At 57.9% G+C, this 13359-nt stretch carries 14 protein-coding genes and 2 pseudogenes; 8 read left to right on the forward strand and 8 right to left on the reverse strand.

The features are described 5' to 3' along the window. Positions 1 to 31: 31 nt before the first annotated feature. From CES87_RS01685 to CES87_RS01700, 4 genes are read right to left on the reverse strand one after another with little or no spacing between them, the layout of a single operon-like run. Complete coding sequence (locus CES87_RS01685) at positions 32 to 769, reverse strand: amino acid ABC transporter ATP-binding protein (RefSeq protein ID WP_128604688.1); 738 nt, start codon at positions 767 to 769, stop codon at positions 32 to 34. Further along, positions 756 to 1406 carry an amino acid ABC transporter permease gene (locus tag CES87_RS01690; RefSeq protein ID WP_128604689.1) on the reverse strand — a complete coding sequence of 217 codons (651 nt, stop codon included), beginning with the start codon at positions 1404 to 1406 and terminating at the stop codon, positions 756 to 758. The genes CES87_RS01685 and CES87_RS01690 overlap by 14 nt, the downstream gene beginning before the upstream one ends. After that, positions 1403 to 2071 carry an amino acid ABC transporter permease gene (locus tag CES87_RS01695; protein ID WP_128604690.1) on the reverse strand — a complete coding sequence of 223 codons (669 nt, stop codon included), beginning with the start codon at positions 2069 to 2071 and terminating at the stop codon, positions 1403 to 1405. The genes CES87_RS01690 and CES87_RS01695 overlap by 4 nt, the downstream gene beginning before the upstream one ends. 22 nt (positions 2072 to 2093) lie before the next feature. Further along, positions 2094 to 2879, reverse strand: coding sequence for a transporter substrate-binding domain-containing protein (locus CES87_RS01700; protein WP_128604691.1), 786 nt, complete (start codon positions 2877 to 2879; stop codon positions 2094 to 2096). A 256-nt stretch (positions 2880 to 3135) separates the two neighbouring features. Between CES87_RS01700 and CES87_RS01705 the strand changes: the two genes are divergently transcribed. The 6 genes and pseudogenes from CES87_RS01705 (at position 3136) to CES87_RS01730 (ending at position 9354) form a co-directional block, all read left to right on the forward strand. After that, on the forward strand, positions 3136 to 3843 hold the full coding sequence (locus CES87_RS01705) for a FadR/GntR family transcriptional regulator (RefSeq protein WP_128604692.1): 708 nt from the start codon (positions 3136 to 3138) through the stop codon (positions 3841 to 3843). Between the two features lie 121 nt (positions 3844 to 3964). Beyond that, a complete protein-coding gene (gene trxA, locus CES87_RS01710; RefSeq protein ID WP_003206727.1) occupies positions 3965 to 4294 on the forward strand; it encodes a thioredoxin TrxA in 330 nt (109 codons plus the stop codon). A gap of 247 nt (positions 4295 to 4541) precedes the next feature. Continuing rightward, positions 4542 to 5801, forward strand: a complete 1260-nt coding sequence (rho, locus tag CES87_RS01715; protein WP_003206716.1) for a transcription termination factor Rho — start codon at positions 4542 to 4544, stop codon at positions 5799 to 5801. A gap of 141 nt (positions 5802 to 5942) precedes the next feature. Continuing rightward, positions 5943 to 7408, forward strand: a pseudogene (gene ubiD, locus CES87_RS01720) (4-hydroxy-3-polyprenylbenzoate decarboxylase). Next, complete coding sequence (locus tag CES87_RS01725) at positions 7408 to 8376, forward strand: CDP-6-deoxy-delta-3,4-glucoseen reductase (protein ID WP_128604693.1); 969 nt, start codon at positions 7408 to 7410, stop codon at positions 8374 to 8376. Before ubiD ends, CES87_RS01725 begins: the two are co-directional and overlap by 1 nt. A 309-nt stretch (positions 8377 to 8685) precedes the next feature. After that, on the forward strand, positions 8686 to 9354 hold the full coding sequence (locus CES87_RS01730) for a gamma-glutamylcyclotransferase (RefSeq protein WP_128604694.1): 669 nt from the start codon (positions 8686 to 8688) through the stop codon (positions 9352 to 9354). On the opposite strand, the pseudogene CES87_RS01735 reads toward CES87_RS01730, so the two are convergent. From CES87_RS01735 to CES87_RS01745, 3 genes and pseudogenes are all read right to left on the reverse strand, one after another. After that, positions 9330 to 10030, reverse strand: a pseudogene (locus CES87_RS01735) (MFS transporter); the annotation flags it as partial. The gene CES87_RS01730 and the pseudogene CES87_RS01735 sit on opposite strands and share 25 nt — an antisense overlap. A 102-nt stretch (positions 10031 to 10132) precedes the next feature. Next, positions 10133 to 10639 carry a hypothetical protein gene (locus CES87_RS01740; RefSeq protein WP_128604695.1) on the reverse strand — a complete coding sequence of 169 codons (507 nt, stop codon included), beginning with the start codon at positions 10637 to 10639 and terminating at the stop codon, positions 10133 to 10135. A 203-nt stretch (positions 10640 to 10842) separates the two neighbouring features. Then, on the reverse strand, positions 10843 to 11820 hold the full coding sequence (locus CES87_RS01745) for an NADPH:quinone oxidoreductase family protein (RefSeq protein WP_128604696.1): 978 nt from the start codon (positions 11818 to 11820) through the stop codon (positions 10843 to 10845). Between the two features lie 150 nt (positions 11821 to 11970). Between CES87_RS01745 and CES87_RS01750 the strand changes: the two genes are divergently transcribed. After that, positions 11971 to 12378: a flagellar basal body-associated protein FliL gene (locus tag CES87_RS01750; protein ID WP_128604697.1), complete on the forward strand. Its 408-nt coding sequence runs from the start codon at positions 11971 to 11973 to the stop codon at positions 12376 to 12378. Positions 12379 to 12522: 144 nt separating this feature from the next. Here the strand turns inward: CES87_RS01750 and CES87_RS01755 are convergent, their stop codons facing one another. Then, positions 12523 to 12975, reverse strand: coding sequence for an EVE domain-containing protein (locus CES87_RS01755; RefSeq protein WP_128604698.1), 453 nt, complete (start codon positions 12973 to 12975; stop codon positions 12523 to 12525). 195 nt (positions 12976 to 13170) lie between these two features. Here CES87_RS01755 and CES87_RS32290 point away from each other — a divergent pair, with 195 nt between their 5' ends. After that, positions 13171 to 13326 (forward strand): hypothetical protein, encoded by a 156-nt coding sequence (locus CES87_RS32290; protein WP_178081359.1) that lies wholly within the window; start codon positions 13171 to 13173, stop codon positions 13324 to 13326. Positions 13327 to 13359 lie beyond the last annotated feature (33 nt).

Below are 13359 nucleotides of genomic sequence, written 5' to 3' on the forward strand. Positions count from 1 at the left end.
TGAGGCATTCCCACGCGGAGCATGGGAACGATCAGGCGGTGTGTTCAACCGTCCCAATGAAATTCGCCAGTTCCACCGTCTGCGGATTGGCAAACAACGCCTTCGGATCTCCCACCTCATGCACCAGGCCCTGATGCATGAACACCAATTTGTCGCCAACCTCCCGGGCAAAACGCATTTCATGGGTGACCATGATCAGCGTCATGCCCTCTTTGGCCAGTTGCCGAACCACACTCAGCACCTCGTTGACCAGTTCGGGGTCCAGCGCCGAAGTGATTTCATCGCACAGCAGCACTTTTGGCGACATGGCCAACGCGCGGGCAATCGCCACGCGCTGTTGCTGCCCGCCGGAGAGTCGATCAGGGAAAGCATCGAATTTCTCCCCGAGCCCAACCCGCTCCAGCATTTGTCGCGCCAGTCCGGCGGCTTTGGCTTTCGGGATTTTTTGCACCACCTGCGGCGCGAGCATGACGTTCTCGCCCACGGTCAGGTGCGGGAACAGGTTGAACTGCTGGAACACCATGCCGACTTTCTGTCGCAGGCTGCGCAGGTCGGCGCGAGCGGCGTCGAGGTATTCACCGTCGACCTCGATGACGCCGTCGTTGATCGACTCAAGACCGTTGAGCGTGCGCAGCAAAGTCGACTTGCCCGAGCCGCTGCGCCCGATGATCGCCACCACCTGGCCTTCCTCGACGCTGAGGTCGATGCCTTTAAGCACATGGTGGTCGCCGTAGTATTTATGCAGGGCGGAAATTCTAAGCAGAGGCATGCAGTCTCCTTTCCAGGTAGCGCGCACTGAGGGACAAGGGGTAACAGAGCACGAAATAACCGAGAGCCACGAGGCCGTAGACCATGAAGGGTTCGAAGGTTGCATTGGCGAGCATGCCGCCGGTCTTGGTCAGCTCGGTGAAGCCGATGATCGAGGTGACGGCGGTGCCTTTGACCACTTGCACTGAAAATCCCACGGTCGGTGCGACGGCAATGCGTAAGGCCTGCGGCAAGATCACGTAGCGCAGTTGCTCCAGCGGATTGAGCGCCAGGCTCGACGAGGCTTCCCACTGGCCGTTGGGGATCGACTCGACGCAACCACGCCAGATCTCCGCCAGATAAGCGCTGGTGAACAGCGTCAGCGCAATCGCCGCTGCCATCCACGGAGAAATCTCCAGCCCGGCCAACGCCACGCCGAAGAACACCAGGAATAGCTGCATCAACAATGGCGTGCCCTGGAACAGTTCGATGTAGGTGCGGGCGAAGTTGCGCGGCAGTGATTTTGCCGAGATGCGCATGACCATGATCAGTAAACCGATCAGCCCGCCGCCAATGAACGCCACCAACGACAGCGCCAGCGTCCATTGCAGGCCCGTGACCAGATTGCGCACGATGTCCCAAAAGGTGAAATCGCTCATCGGCTGCTCCTTGCTATGAAGCGGTGGCCAATCCAGTTCAGCAATTGGCGGATCAGCAGTGCCATGCACAGGTAGAGCAGCGTAGTCAGCGCGTAGGTTTCAAAGGCGCGGAAGTTGCGCGATTGAATGAAGTTGGCAGCGAAGCTCAGCTCTTCGGTGGCGATCTGCGAGCACACTGCCGAGCCGAGCATGACGATGATGATCTGGCTGCTCAGGGCCGGCCAGACTTTGCTCAGCGCGGGTAGCAACACTACGTGGCGGAAGGCCTCGAAACGGGTCATCGCCAATGCCGCGGCGGCTTCCAGTTGGCCTCGTGGAATTGCCTGGATGCCGGCGCGGATGATTTCCGTCGAATAAGCCCCGAGGTTTATCACCATCGCCAGCACCGCCGCCTGCCATTCGGATATCTGCACGCCCAGGGACGGCAGGCCGAAGAAGATGAAAAACAACTGCACCAGAAACGGCGTGTTGCGGATCAACTCGACATACACCCCGAAAATCCCCGCGAACGGGCGAATGTTCCACGCCCGCACCAGCGCCCCGACGATGCCCAGGCCCACGCCGAGCACTGCACCGATGGCCGTCAGCTCAAGGGTGAAAAACGCACCGCGCAGCAGCAGATCGGTGTTATGCACCACCGGCAAGAAATCGAATTGATAAGCCATAACGTGTCTCCTGCGCGCCGAATCAAAGGTCAGCCGGCAGCGGTTCTTTCAGCCAGGTCAGGGCATTTTTCTCCAGTGCACCGTCGCTCTTGGCGCTGACGAGGATCTGGTTGACCTTGTCCAGCAGCGCCGGCTCGTTCTTGTTCACACCTACGTACACCGGCGAATCCTTGAGCTTCACTTTCAGCGCCGGCACGCGTTTCGGGCTCTTTTCGCTGATCGCGACCATCACCACGTTGCCGCTGGCGATCAGATCGACCTGGCCGGCCAGGTAAGCGGCGATGGTCGAGTTGTTGTCTTCGAAGCGCTTGATGGTCACGCCTTCGGGGGCGACCTTGGTCAGCTCGATGTCTTCGATGGCGCCACGGGTGACGCTGATGGTTTTGCCCTTGAGGTCGTCCAGGCTTTTGATGTCGGCGTCTGGCGGGCCGAACACGGCGAGGTAGAACGGTGCGTAGGCACGGGAGAAGTCGATGACTTTCTCGCGCTCGGGATTCTTGCCGAGGCTGGAGATCACCAAGTCAACCTTGCCGGTGGTGAGGAACGGAATGCGGTTGGTGCTGTTGACCGGTGTCAGTTCGAGTTTGACCTTGAGCTGGTCGGCCAGCAGTTTCGCGGTATCGATATCCAGGCCGCGGGGTTTCATGTCCGGGCCGACCGAGCCAAAGGGCGGGAAGTCCTGGGGCACGGCGACCTTGAGGACGCCGCGCTTGACCACATCCTCCAGGCCGTCGGCGTGGACGGGTGCCTGGCTTAGCATCAGGCTGGCAAACAGGGCAGCGAGGAGGGCGCTGTAACGCTGGGTCATGGCAAATCTCCGAATCGGCGAGGAGTGATTTCTGCGATTCGACAGAGCACGGGCCATGCCAATATGGCGTTTCCAGCACCGCAGACCGCGGTTTTGCTGGGCTGGCAAGGTCTTACTGGTCTGAACAGTGGCGTGGGGTTTCGCACCTCGATAGCGCAGTCTTGAAAGTCATCGAACTCCCATGGGGCACGACTTGCCGGACGCCGTGAATAGCTTTACAACTGGGCGCACATTGGCCTGGTTCGTCTGGAAAACCATGAATTCGATCTCTCGCGCCGTACCCGAAGTGGCGCTGCAAGCCATCCGCAAATTGATCAACGAACAGGGCTTCGGGCCGGGCGATGCCTTGCCCTCGCAACGGGACCTTGCGCTGCAATTGGGGGTCAGTCGGGCGTCATTACGCGAGGCGTTGTCATCGCTCAGTGCGTTGGGCGTCATCAGTATCCAGCCGGGAAAGGGCGTGTTCGTGCAGTCGCCGGTGGATCTGCCGCGAGGCGAGGCGGCGCCGGGTTGGCCGTTCGCGGCTCAGGCTTCGCCGCTGGACATCTTCCAGTTGCGTTATGCGCTGGAGGGGTTCGCTGCTGGGTTAGCCGCGGTGACCTTGAGTACCGATGAGCTCGATACTCTGGAAGACAACGTCGCCGCCATGCGCAACGAATTGAAAGCCGGCGACTTCGAAGCGGCGGCACGGCTGGACTTCGAATTTCACCGGCGCATTCTGCTCGCCAGCGGGAATCAGGCGATGCTGAGCATCCTCACCGCCAGCGCTGACATCTTCCTGGAAAGCCAGAAACTACCGTTCATCCGGGCTGAACGGGCCATGGAAACCTGGCAGGAACACCGCAAAATCCTTCGCGCGCTGGCTCGCCGGGGCTCTGTCGCTGCGCAGAAAGCCATGCAAGAACACGTGCGCAATGCAGCACTGCGCACTGGAATCGCCTTCGTCGCTCCCGCCACGACGTGACCTGGGCTATACACATACTCATGAAACACCATAGCGAGACTCAATCATCTGCACCTTCCTGAACGAGGGAAGGGCCGTTATGATGGGCCACGTTTTTTTGCTTACAACCCTGGAGAATTCCATGAGCAGCGATCTTATCAAACACGTTAGCGACGCTAGCTTCGAGGCCGACGTACTCAAGGCTGAAGGCGCTGTACTGGTCGATTACTGGGCTGAGTGGTGCGGCCCTTGCAAAATGATCGCTCCTGTTCTGGACGAAATTGCCGAGACCTACAAAGGCAAGCTGACCGTTGCCAAACTGAACATCGACGAAAACCAGGAAACCCCGGCCAAGCATGGCGTGCGTGGTATCCCGACCCTGATGCTGTTCAAGAACGGCAACGTAGAAGCGACCAAGGTCGGCGCACTGTCGAAGTCGCAACTGGCGGCTTTCCTCGACGCCAACATCTAAGCGTCGTTGTAACGTGTCACCCAAAAGGCCCCGCAAATAGCGGGGCCTTTTCGTTATTGAGGGCTAGACGCTCCGAAACTCAGGTGGTACATTCGGCCCCGCACTGGTTTCTCCATTGCCCCCTGCTAGCCGTCGCCGACGCTCTCCATTCGAATAAGTACGCGATCCTGTCGCCTTCTCCGCGGCGCGGCCTCATTAAGCCAAAAGCTTAATTTCCCCCCTCCATAAATGATTACGTCATTCCTATATGAATCTGACTGAACTCAAGCAAAAGCCGATTACCGAACTGCTCGAATTGGCCGAACAGATGGGCATAGAAAATATGGCCCGTTCGCGCAAGCAGGACGTGATTTTCTCCCTGCTCAAGAAGCACGCGAAAAGCGGTGAGGAAATCTCCGGTGATGGCGTGCTGGAGATTCTCCAGGACGGCTTCGGCTTCCTTCGCTCCGCTGATGCTTCCTATCTTGCCGGCCCCGACGATATCTACGTCTCGCCGAGCCAGATCCGTCGCTTCAACTTGCGCACCGGTGACACCATCGTTGGCAAGATCCGCCCTCCAAAGGAAGGCGAGCGTTATTTCGCACTGCTCAAGGTCGACACGATCAACTTCGACCGTCCGGAAAACGCGAAAAACAAGATTCTCTTCGAGAACCTGACCCCGCTGTTCCCGACTGTGCGCATGAAGATGGAAGCCGGCAACGGTTCCACTGAAGACTTGACTGGTCGCGTGATCGACCTGTGCGCCCCGATCGGTAAAGGCCAGCGCGGTCTGATCGTTGCACCGCCGAAAGCCGGCAAGACGATCATGCTGCAGAACATCGCCGCGAACATCGCACGTAACAATCCTGAAGTTCATCTGATCGTGCTGCTGATCGACGAGCGTCCGGAAGAAGTGACCGAAATGCAGCGCACCGTGCGCGGCGAAGTGGTTGCCTCGACGTTCGACGAGCCGCCAACCCGCCACGTGCAGGTTGCCGAAATGGTGATCGAGAAGGCCAAGCGCCTGGTTGAACACAAAAAAGACGTAGTGATCCTGCTCGACTCCATCACCCGTCTGGCTCGCGCCTACAACACCGTGATCCCGAGCTCCGGCAAGGTACTGACCGGTGGTGTCGATGCCCACGCCCTAGAGAAACCGAAGCGTTTCTTCGGCGCCGCGCGGAACATCGAAGAAGGCGGCTCGCTGACCATCATCGCCACCGCGCTGGTTGAAACCGGCTCGAAGATGGACGAAGTGATCTACGAGGAATTCAAAGGCACCGGCAACATGGAACTGCCTCTGGATCGTCGTATCGCTGAAAAACGCGTGTTCCCGGCCATCAACATCAACCGCTCCGGTACTCGCCGCGAAGAGTTGCTGACCGCCGACGACGAGTTGCAGCGCATGTGGATCCTGCGCAAGCTGCTGCACCCGATGGACGAAGTGGCTGCCATCGAGTTCCTGGTCGACAAGCTGAAAACGACCAAGACCAACGATGAGTTCTTCCTGTCGATGAAGCGCAAGTAAGTCGAGCAGCAAAAGAAAGCCGGGGAAACCCGGCTTTTTGCTATCTGATGTTTGATCAACCGGTAGTTTGTGGTTCTGAACCGCGGTGTTCAGCGCTAAACTGCCTGCCCCCGAACGCCACGGCCAACACGAGGCTCACGCATGCAGTATCGCGACTTGCGCGACTTTATCAGCGGGCTGGAAAAGCGCGGTGAACTCAAGCGCATTCAGGTTCCGGTGTCCCCAGTGCTCGAAATGACCGAGGTCTGCGACCGCACTTTGCGCGCCAAGGGCCCGGCCCTGCTTTTCGAAAAGCCCACCGGTTTTGACATTCCCGTGCTCGGCAATCTGTTCGGCACCCCGAGCGTGTCGCGTTGGGCATGGGCGCCGAAGCGGTCAGCGAGCTGCGCGAGATCGGCAAGTTGCTGGCGTTTCTCAAGGAACCCGAGCCGCCGAAAGGTTTGAAAGACGCCTGGTCCAAGCTGCCGATCTTCCGCAAGATCATCTCGATGGCGCCTAAGGTGGTCAAAGACGCGATCTGCCAGGAAGTAGTCATCGAAGGCGACGACGTCGACCTTGGGAAGTTGCCGGTGCAGACCTGCTGGCCGGGCGATGTCGCCCCGTTGATCACGTGGGGCCTGACCGTCACCAAGGGTCCGAACAAGGACCGTCAGAACCTCGGCATCTACCGTCAGCAGGTGATTGGCCGCAACAAAGTCATCATGCGCTGGCTGAGCCATCGTGGCGGCGCGCTGGATTATCGTGAGTGGTGCGAGAAGCATCCCGGCCAGCCGTTCCCGGTCTCCGTGGCGTTGGGCGCCGATCCCGCGACCATCCTCGGCGCCGTGACCCCGGTGCCGGACAGCCTTTCCGAGTACGCCTTCGCCGGCCTGCTGCGTGGCAACCGAACCGAATTGGTGAAATGCCGCGGCAACGATCTGCAAGTGCCGGCTACCGCCGAAATCATCCTTGAAGGCGTGATCCATCCGGGCGAGATGGCTGATGAAGGTCCGTATGGCGACCACACCGGTTACTACAACGAAGTCGACAGCTTCCCGGTGTTCACGGTCGAACGCATTACTCATCGCATCAAGCCGATTTATCACAGCACCTACACCGGTCGTCCACCGGATGAGCCGGCGATTCTCGGCGTGGCGCTGAACGAAGTGTTCGTGCCAATCCTGCAGAAGCAATTTCCGGAAATCACTGACTTCTACCTGCCGCCCGAAGGCTGCTCGTATCGCATGGCCGTCGTGACCATGAAGAAGTCGTATCCGGGGCACGCCAAGCGGGTAATGCTCGGTGTCTGGTCGTTTTTGCGACAGTTCATGTACACCAAGTTCGTTATCGTCACTGACGACGATATCAACGCTCGGGACTGGAACGACGTGATCTGGGCCATCACCACGCGCATGGACCCCAAGCGCGATACGGTGATGATCGAAAACACGCCGATCGACTACCTCGACTTCGCCTCGCCGGTGTCCGGCCTGGGTTCGAAGATGGGCCTCGATGCCACGCATAAATGGCCTGGCGAAACCACGCGCGAGTGGGGCCGGGTGATCGTCAAGGACGACGCCGTGACTCAACGGATCGATGCCATCTGGAATCAGTTAGGAATAGATTGATGCGTGTAACCTTGCAGCCCTCCGGCGCAGTACTGGATATTTTGCCCGGCGAGCGGATTCTCGATGGCGCACGCCGTCTGGGCTATGAATGCCCGCAAAGCTGTCGCAACGGCAATTGCCACGTGTGCGCCGCGCTGCTGGTGGAAGGCCGGGTCGAACAGGCTGGCCATGTGCGTGACCATGGCGAGTTCTACACTTGCATAGCAGAGCCGCTGGAAGACTGCATCGTGCTGTGGGATGGCGTGCTCGCGCTGGGAGAATTGCCGGTGCGCAGTCTGTCGTGTCAGGTCACCAGTTGCACCGAGGTCGGTGGTGACACCTGGCGTGTTCGACTACGGGCGCCGGCCGGCAAGCCGCCGCGTTATCACGCGGGTCAGTATTTGATGATCCATCGGGACAATGGCGAAAAGTCGTCCTTTTCCCTGGCGTCGGCGCCTTCTGGCGGGCGAGATCTGGAGATCCACGTACTGGCGCGCGAAGCCAGTGCGCTAAATCTGATCAAGCAATTGCAGCGCGACACGATGGTGCGGATCGACATGCCATTTGGCGATGCGCACCTTGCCGAGTTGCCGGAGGCCCCGTTGGTGCTGATCGCCGCAGGCACCGGCATGGGCCAGGTGCATGGCCTGATCGAACATTGCCGTGCCGAAGGTTTCAAGCATCCGGTGCATCTGTACTGGGGTGTGCGTCGACCCGAAGACTTTTATGAAGTCGAACATTGGAATGAATGGCTGAAACTGCCCAATTTGTTCCTGCACAAAGTCGTCAGCGATCAATGCGGCTGGCAAGGGCGTTGCGGCATGTTGCATGAAGCGGTGTGCGAAGACTTTCCTGATCTCAAGACCTTGCACGTGTATGCCAGTGGCTCGCCGGCGATGGTCTACGGCACGCTGGATGCGCTGGTCGAGGCGGGGATGGACGCCCACCAGATGCGCGCCGATGTCTTTGCCTACGCACCTAGATCCTGACGCTACCCCGTGTAGGAGCGAGCCTGCTCGCGATGGAGGTCAACGATAACGCGTGCAGTCAGGATGAATGCGTTGTCCTTGCCTCCATCGCGAGCAAGCTCGCTCCTACAGGTTTCTTTTATAACCCCTATATAGCCTATCGGTATTTATATAATCGTATAAATGTCGGTAGGTTATATATCGTTCAAGTGATTAATTAAGAGTCGTGCCAAGGCACTTAAATTACTTGAAAACGCATGTGCCTTATTCTTTCTGCCGTGCGTTCTATTTAGTAACTGTTTACTCGCGGGGAGCTGAACGCTATTCGCCATGAGCGCCATTGAATCTTCGTTTCTGAACCTGGCTTACCCTCCGCAGCTCGATCTGGGGCCGCCGCTCACGCATGAACAACTGCTCAGCTCGATGCAATCGACCATGGCACGCCACAAAGGTGGGCCAGTGTGGCTGTTCGCGTATGGGTCGCTGATCTGGCGCCCTGAGTGCACAGCGGTAGAACGCGTTCGCGGGCGAGTACATGGCTACCATCGCGGTTTGTATTTGTGGTCCCACGAACATCGCGGCACGCCGGAAATGCCCGGGCTGGTGTTCGGGCTGGACCGCGGCGGCTCGTGCAGCGGCTTCGCCTATCGCTTGCCGGAAGAACAGCTGGATGCTTCGCTGTATGCGCTTTGGAAACGGGAGATGCCATTTCCGTCCTATCGCCCGCACTGGCTCAACTGCCGGCTTGAAGATGGCAGCCAGGTTCAGGCGTTGGGATTTGTGCTGGAGCGGCACCTGCCCAGCTACGCCGGTAATCTGCCGGATCACGTGTTGAGCCACGTGTTCGAAAACGCTTGCGGGCGTTACGGCACCACTCGCGACTATGTCGAGCAGACCGCTCACGCCCTGCGTAGCCACGCCATGCCAGACCGGAATCTGGAGGCGCGGCTCAAGCGCTGTAAATCAAAGGCTGATCAAGCGACTGCTTCACGGCTCTGACTGGCGACTTGCTTGTGCCGTAGGGTTGGCGCAAGGAAGGCCATCGCCAGCAGGCAGGCACCGATCAGCAAGACGAAACCGCCGTCCCAACCGAAATGGTCCACGGTGTAGCCCATCGCTGCCCTGGCCGCGACCGACCCACCCAGATAACTGGGCGCCTGCAGGCCGATCAGCATCACCGGGCCATAGATCAGGAAGCCGATGGAAACCAGTGCGATCATGTCGACCGTCGGGTTACCGGCCGGGTTTAGCCAGTACACCAGCGTCGCCACGGTCACCAGTGCCATGAACACCATGCCGGTCAGGCCACGGTTGCCACGGAAGATCTTGTCCGACATCCAGCCGCACAGCAGCGTGCCCGGAATACCGGCCCACTCGTAGAAGAAATACGCCCAAGACGTCTTGTCCACGGTGAAGCCCTTGGCTTCCTTGAGGTAAGTCGGTGCCTGTCCAGCACGCCATAGCGCAGCAGATAGACAAAGACGTTAGCCATGGCGATGTACCAGAGCATCTTGTTGCGCAGCACGTACTTGACGAAGATTTCCTTGGCGCTGAATTCCTTTTCGTGGCTGGCGTCGTAGCCTTGTGGATAGTCATTCTTGTACTTCTCGATCGGTGGCAGGCCGACCGATTGCGGGGTGTCGCGCATCACGATGAAGGCAAATACCGCACCGCCACTCCTTGTCAAAAATAGTTAATTGATGAGACTCAAGAGATCAATCTCTTTATTAATAGTGCTACTTTACAATTCATTAGGAGTCAAAAGCGTATTGCGGTTTTAGCTTGGTCTATGAAGATAGATATGGTTAGCTCCGGTGGGATCGCTCCCCGATTTGTCAAATATAAACTTCACAAATATCATCACCCTGTCGCCGACTGGCGAACCAATCCAGCCGCCTTTTTGGTAAGGAAGCCAAATACCGGTCTGATGTAAGTCATCGCCGGATCGGGTTTCGAAAGACTGACCGTTTGGAAAAGATCCGAAATTGAAATCCAGATTTGCCTTATTGCCCCCTGACTGGCCGTTAGATCGGGTGATGCGGTACTCCTTTGAATAGCAATAAAACAGTCCTTGCCCCCACCAATGCTCAACTTTCAGCTCACCCTTGAAGTTTCCATTGGTAGCGATGAGGATTGTAGTTTCTGCTCGCTCTGAACGTGCTTGTTCGATATTTTTTTGATCTTCAGAGGATAGTTTGTCGAGAATATTTTTTTCTGAAACATTATCAATGTTGGATGTGAGCTTTCTGTATTCGTTGATGCTTGCCTCGCTTTCTGTCTTCATTATTTTTTCCTCATGGTTCCATGGAAAACTCTTTTTTACTGCATGAAGATATTAACAAGCGAAAATCACTCGGCCTACCTGTCAGAAATATCAGTTTCGACAGGCGGTCGAGGGATAGCAGAATTCACGAATTTTCAGTTCGCTCTGAACTACGGATTAACACTTTCCCGAGTTGTAAAAATGCACATCTCAGCTCCACATCTTCAACGAACCTTCACGACAATCTTCCCAACCGCCTTGCGCTGGCCGAGATCATTGATGGCCTGCGCGGCATTACCCAGCGGATACACCTGTGACACCAGCGGTTTCAATTTGCCTTCGGCAAACCAGCCAAACAATTGCTGGAAGTTCGCGGCATTGTCCTGTGGCTGACGCTGGGCAAACGAGCCCCAGAACACGCCAACCACGGCGGCACCTTTAAGCAGGGCAAGGTTCACCGGTAGCTCTGGAATGCGGCCGCTGGCGAAGCCTACTACCAGCAGTCGACCGTTCCAGGCGATAGAGCGGATGGCCTGGTCGAACAAGTCTCCGCCCACCGGATCGTAGATCACGTCGGCGCCCTGGCCATCGGTCAGGCGCTTGATTTCGTCCTTGAGGCTGGTTTCGCTGTAGTTGATCAGTTCATCGGCACCTGCGGCTTTGGCCACTGCCAGTTTTTCCGCGCTGCTGGCTGCCGCGATCACCCGGGCGCCCATGGCCTTGCCGATCTCCACGGCGGCGAGACCGACGCCGCCGGAGGCGCCGAGTACAAGCAGGGTTTCACCGGGTTGCAGGTTACCGCGCTGCTTGAGCGCGTGCATCGAGGTGCCGTAGGTCATGCTGAAGGCTGCGGCGGTGTTGAAGTCCATGGAGGGCGGGATCGGCAGTACGTTGTAGCCCGGCACCGCGACCTGTTCGGCGAAGCTGCCCCAGCCGGTCAGGGCCATGACCCGGTCACCGACTTTCAGATGACTAATCTTTTCGCCCACCGCACTGACCACGCCAGCCGCTTCGCCGCCCGGGGAAAACGGGAAGGGCGGTTTGAACTGGTATTTGCCCTCGATGATCAGCGTGTCCGGGAAATTTACCCCGGCAGCGTGCACGTCCAGCAGGATCTCGTTCTTCTTCGCGACAGGACTGGCGACGTCTTCCAGCACCAGCGATTCGGCAGGGCCGAAGGCTTTGCACAGCACGGCTTTCATCAGGGCTATTCCTTTGGGATTGATGGCCGATAAGTGTAGGTGTGTGAGTCGACGGGTCAACGAGCATGCCCGGCCCTGATAGTCAGCCATAAGCTTGTGCTTGAACTTGGGGTCGTTATGCTAGGCCGCAAACCGGATGAGGAGTGAATTGTGAAAGCGTGGATCATGTTGATGCTGGCCCTGTCGCTGCCTGTGGCAGCGGTGGCCGAAGAAGCCAGTGAAGGTGCAGCACCGAAGGTTAATTACATCACCCTTAGCCCGCCTTTCGTGGGTAACTACGGGCTGGACGGCACGCCGAAGCTCAAGGTCTACAAGGCCGACGTGGCATTGCGGGTAACGGGTGACGAGGCGACCAAGGCGGTGAAGGCCAACGAGCCGTTGATCCGTAACCAGCTTGTGGCGCTGTTTGCCCAGCAGACCACCGAAACGATGAACAACGTCGAGGCCAAGGAAAAACTGCGTCAGCAAGCACTGAAGCAAACCCAACAGATCATGAATGATGAGACCGGCAAGCCGGTGGTTGAGGATCTGTTGTTCAACAACCTGATCATCCAATAAAACTTTCGTTGTCGGGACGAGCCTCTTCGCGAGCAAGCCCGCTCTCACATTTGATCTCCAGTGGATGCTGATTTTGCATCCGGCGCGGGATCAAATGTGGGAGCGGGCTTGCTCGCGAAGGCATTCTTACAGGCACCACAGGTCTTACGGCCGAAGTGCAATGACCACTGCCCATTGGTCTTCGGTAACCGGCATCACTGACAATCTTGAACCCTTTTGCACCAGCGGCATTTCCGCCAGCGCCGTCTGCTGTTTCAGATAGTCCAGCTTCAACACCCTGGAAAACGTCTCGACATGAGCGACATCAATCGCGCTCCAGGCGTTTTTCTCCGCTGTTGCCTTTGGGTCGTAGTAATGGCCTTCCGGCTCCAGCGCCGTGGGGTCCGGATACGCCGCTTCGACGATCTTGCCGATCCCGGCGATGCCCGGCTCAGGGCAGCTGGAGTGATAGAAGAAAAACTCGTCACCTACCGCCATAGCCCGCAAAAAATTGCGCGCCTGATAGTTGCGAACCCCGTCCCAGCGCGCTTTGCCGAGCTTTTCCAGACCTTTGATCGACAGTTCGTCGGGCTCGGATTTCATCAGCCAATAGGCCATGGTTTGCCTCCTTGCGAGGTGTGTGGGCAGGTTGTCCGGCAATTTTATGACAAACCGACAGTCGGTTGACGCCAGCATTTGCGTGCAGGTTCACGTTGTCGCAAAATGCCGGCCTTTAAAGCTTGACGCTGCTGCACGGCCTACAAAAGGAAACCGCTGCTGACATCGTATAGATATGCCTTTGGGGGGCAGTCGATGAAACGCAAACCGGATTTACTATGGATTTTGGTTATTTTGTTTGGCCTCGGCGTCGTGACCACCGGCTATGCCCAAAGCCTTTGGACCAACAAGAACGATGCGCCGATCGAAGTCTCGCCGTTGCAGCAACAGTCGACCGCTTTCAAACGCTGATTTCGTCTTTTCGACGCCGCTGACGTGCAGTGG

This window comes from Pseudomonas sp. ERMR1:02, from assembly GCF_002277815.1.
GTDB lineage: Bacteria > Pseudomonadota > Gammaproteobacteria > Pseudomonadales > Pseudomonadaceae > Aquipseudomonas.

Bases quoted from the DNA above. Each gene is read 5' to 3' on its own strand.
- CES87_RS01685 (WP_128604688.1), bottom strand. From the start codon at position 769: ATGCCTCTGCTTAGAATTTCCGCCCTGCATAAATACTACGGCGACCAC.
- CES87_RS01690 (WP_128604689.1), bottom strand. From the start codon at position 1,406: ATGAGCGATTTCACCTTTTGGGACATCGTGCGCAATCTGGTCACGGGC.
- CES87_RS01695 (WP_128604690.1), bottom strand. From the start codon at position 2,071: ATGGCTTATCAATTCGATTTCTTGCCGGTGGTGCATAACACCGATCTG.
- CES87_RS01700 (WP_128604691.1), bottom strand. From the start codon at position 2,879: ATGACCCAGCGTTACAGCGCCCTCCTCGCTGCCCTGTTTGCCAGCCTG.
- CES87_RS01705 (WP_128604692.1), top strand. From the start codon at position 3,136: ATGAATTCGATCTCTCGCGCCGTACCCGAAGTGGCGCTGCAAGCCATC.
- trxA (WP_003206727.1), top strand. From the start codon at position 3,965: ATGAGCAGCGATCTTATCAAACACGTTAGCGACGCTAGCTTCGAGGCC.
- rho (WP_003206716.1), top strand. From the start codon at position 4,542: ATGAATCTGACTGAACTCAAGCAAAAGCCGATTACCGAACTGCTCGAA.
- CES87_RS01725 (WP_128604693.1), top strand. From the start codon at position 7,408: ATGCGTGTAACCTTGCAGCCCTCCGGCGCAGTACTGGATATTTTGCCC.
- CES87_RS01730 (WP_128604694.1), top strand. From the start codon at position 8,686: ATGAGCGCCATTGAATCTTCGTTTCTGAACCTGGCTTACCCTCCGCAG.
- CES87_RS01740 (WP_128604695.1), bottom strand. From the start codon at position 10,639: ATGAAGACAGAAAGCGAGGCAAGCATCAACGAATACAGAAAGCTCACA.
- CES87_RS01745 (WP_128604696.1), bottom strand. From the start codon at position 11,820: ATGAAAGCCGTGCTGTGCAAAGCCTTCGGCCCTGCCGAATCGCTGGTG.
- CES87_RS01755 (WP_128604698.1), bottom strand. From the start codon at position 12,975: ATGGCCTATTGGCTGATGAAATCCGAGCCCGACGAACTGTCGATCAAA.
- CES87_RS32290 (WP_178081359.1), top strand. From the start codon at position 13,171: ATGAAACGCAAACCGGATTTACTATGGATTTTGGTTATTTTGTTTGGC.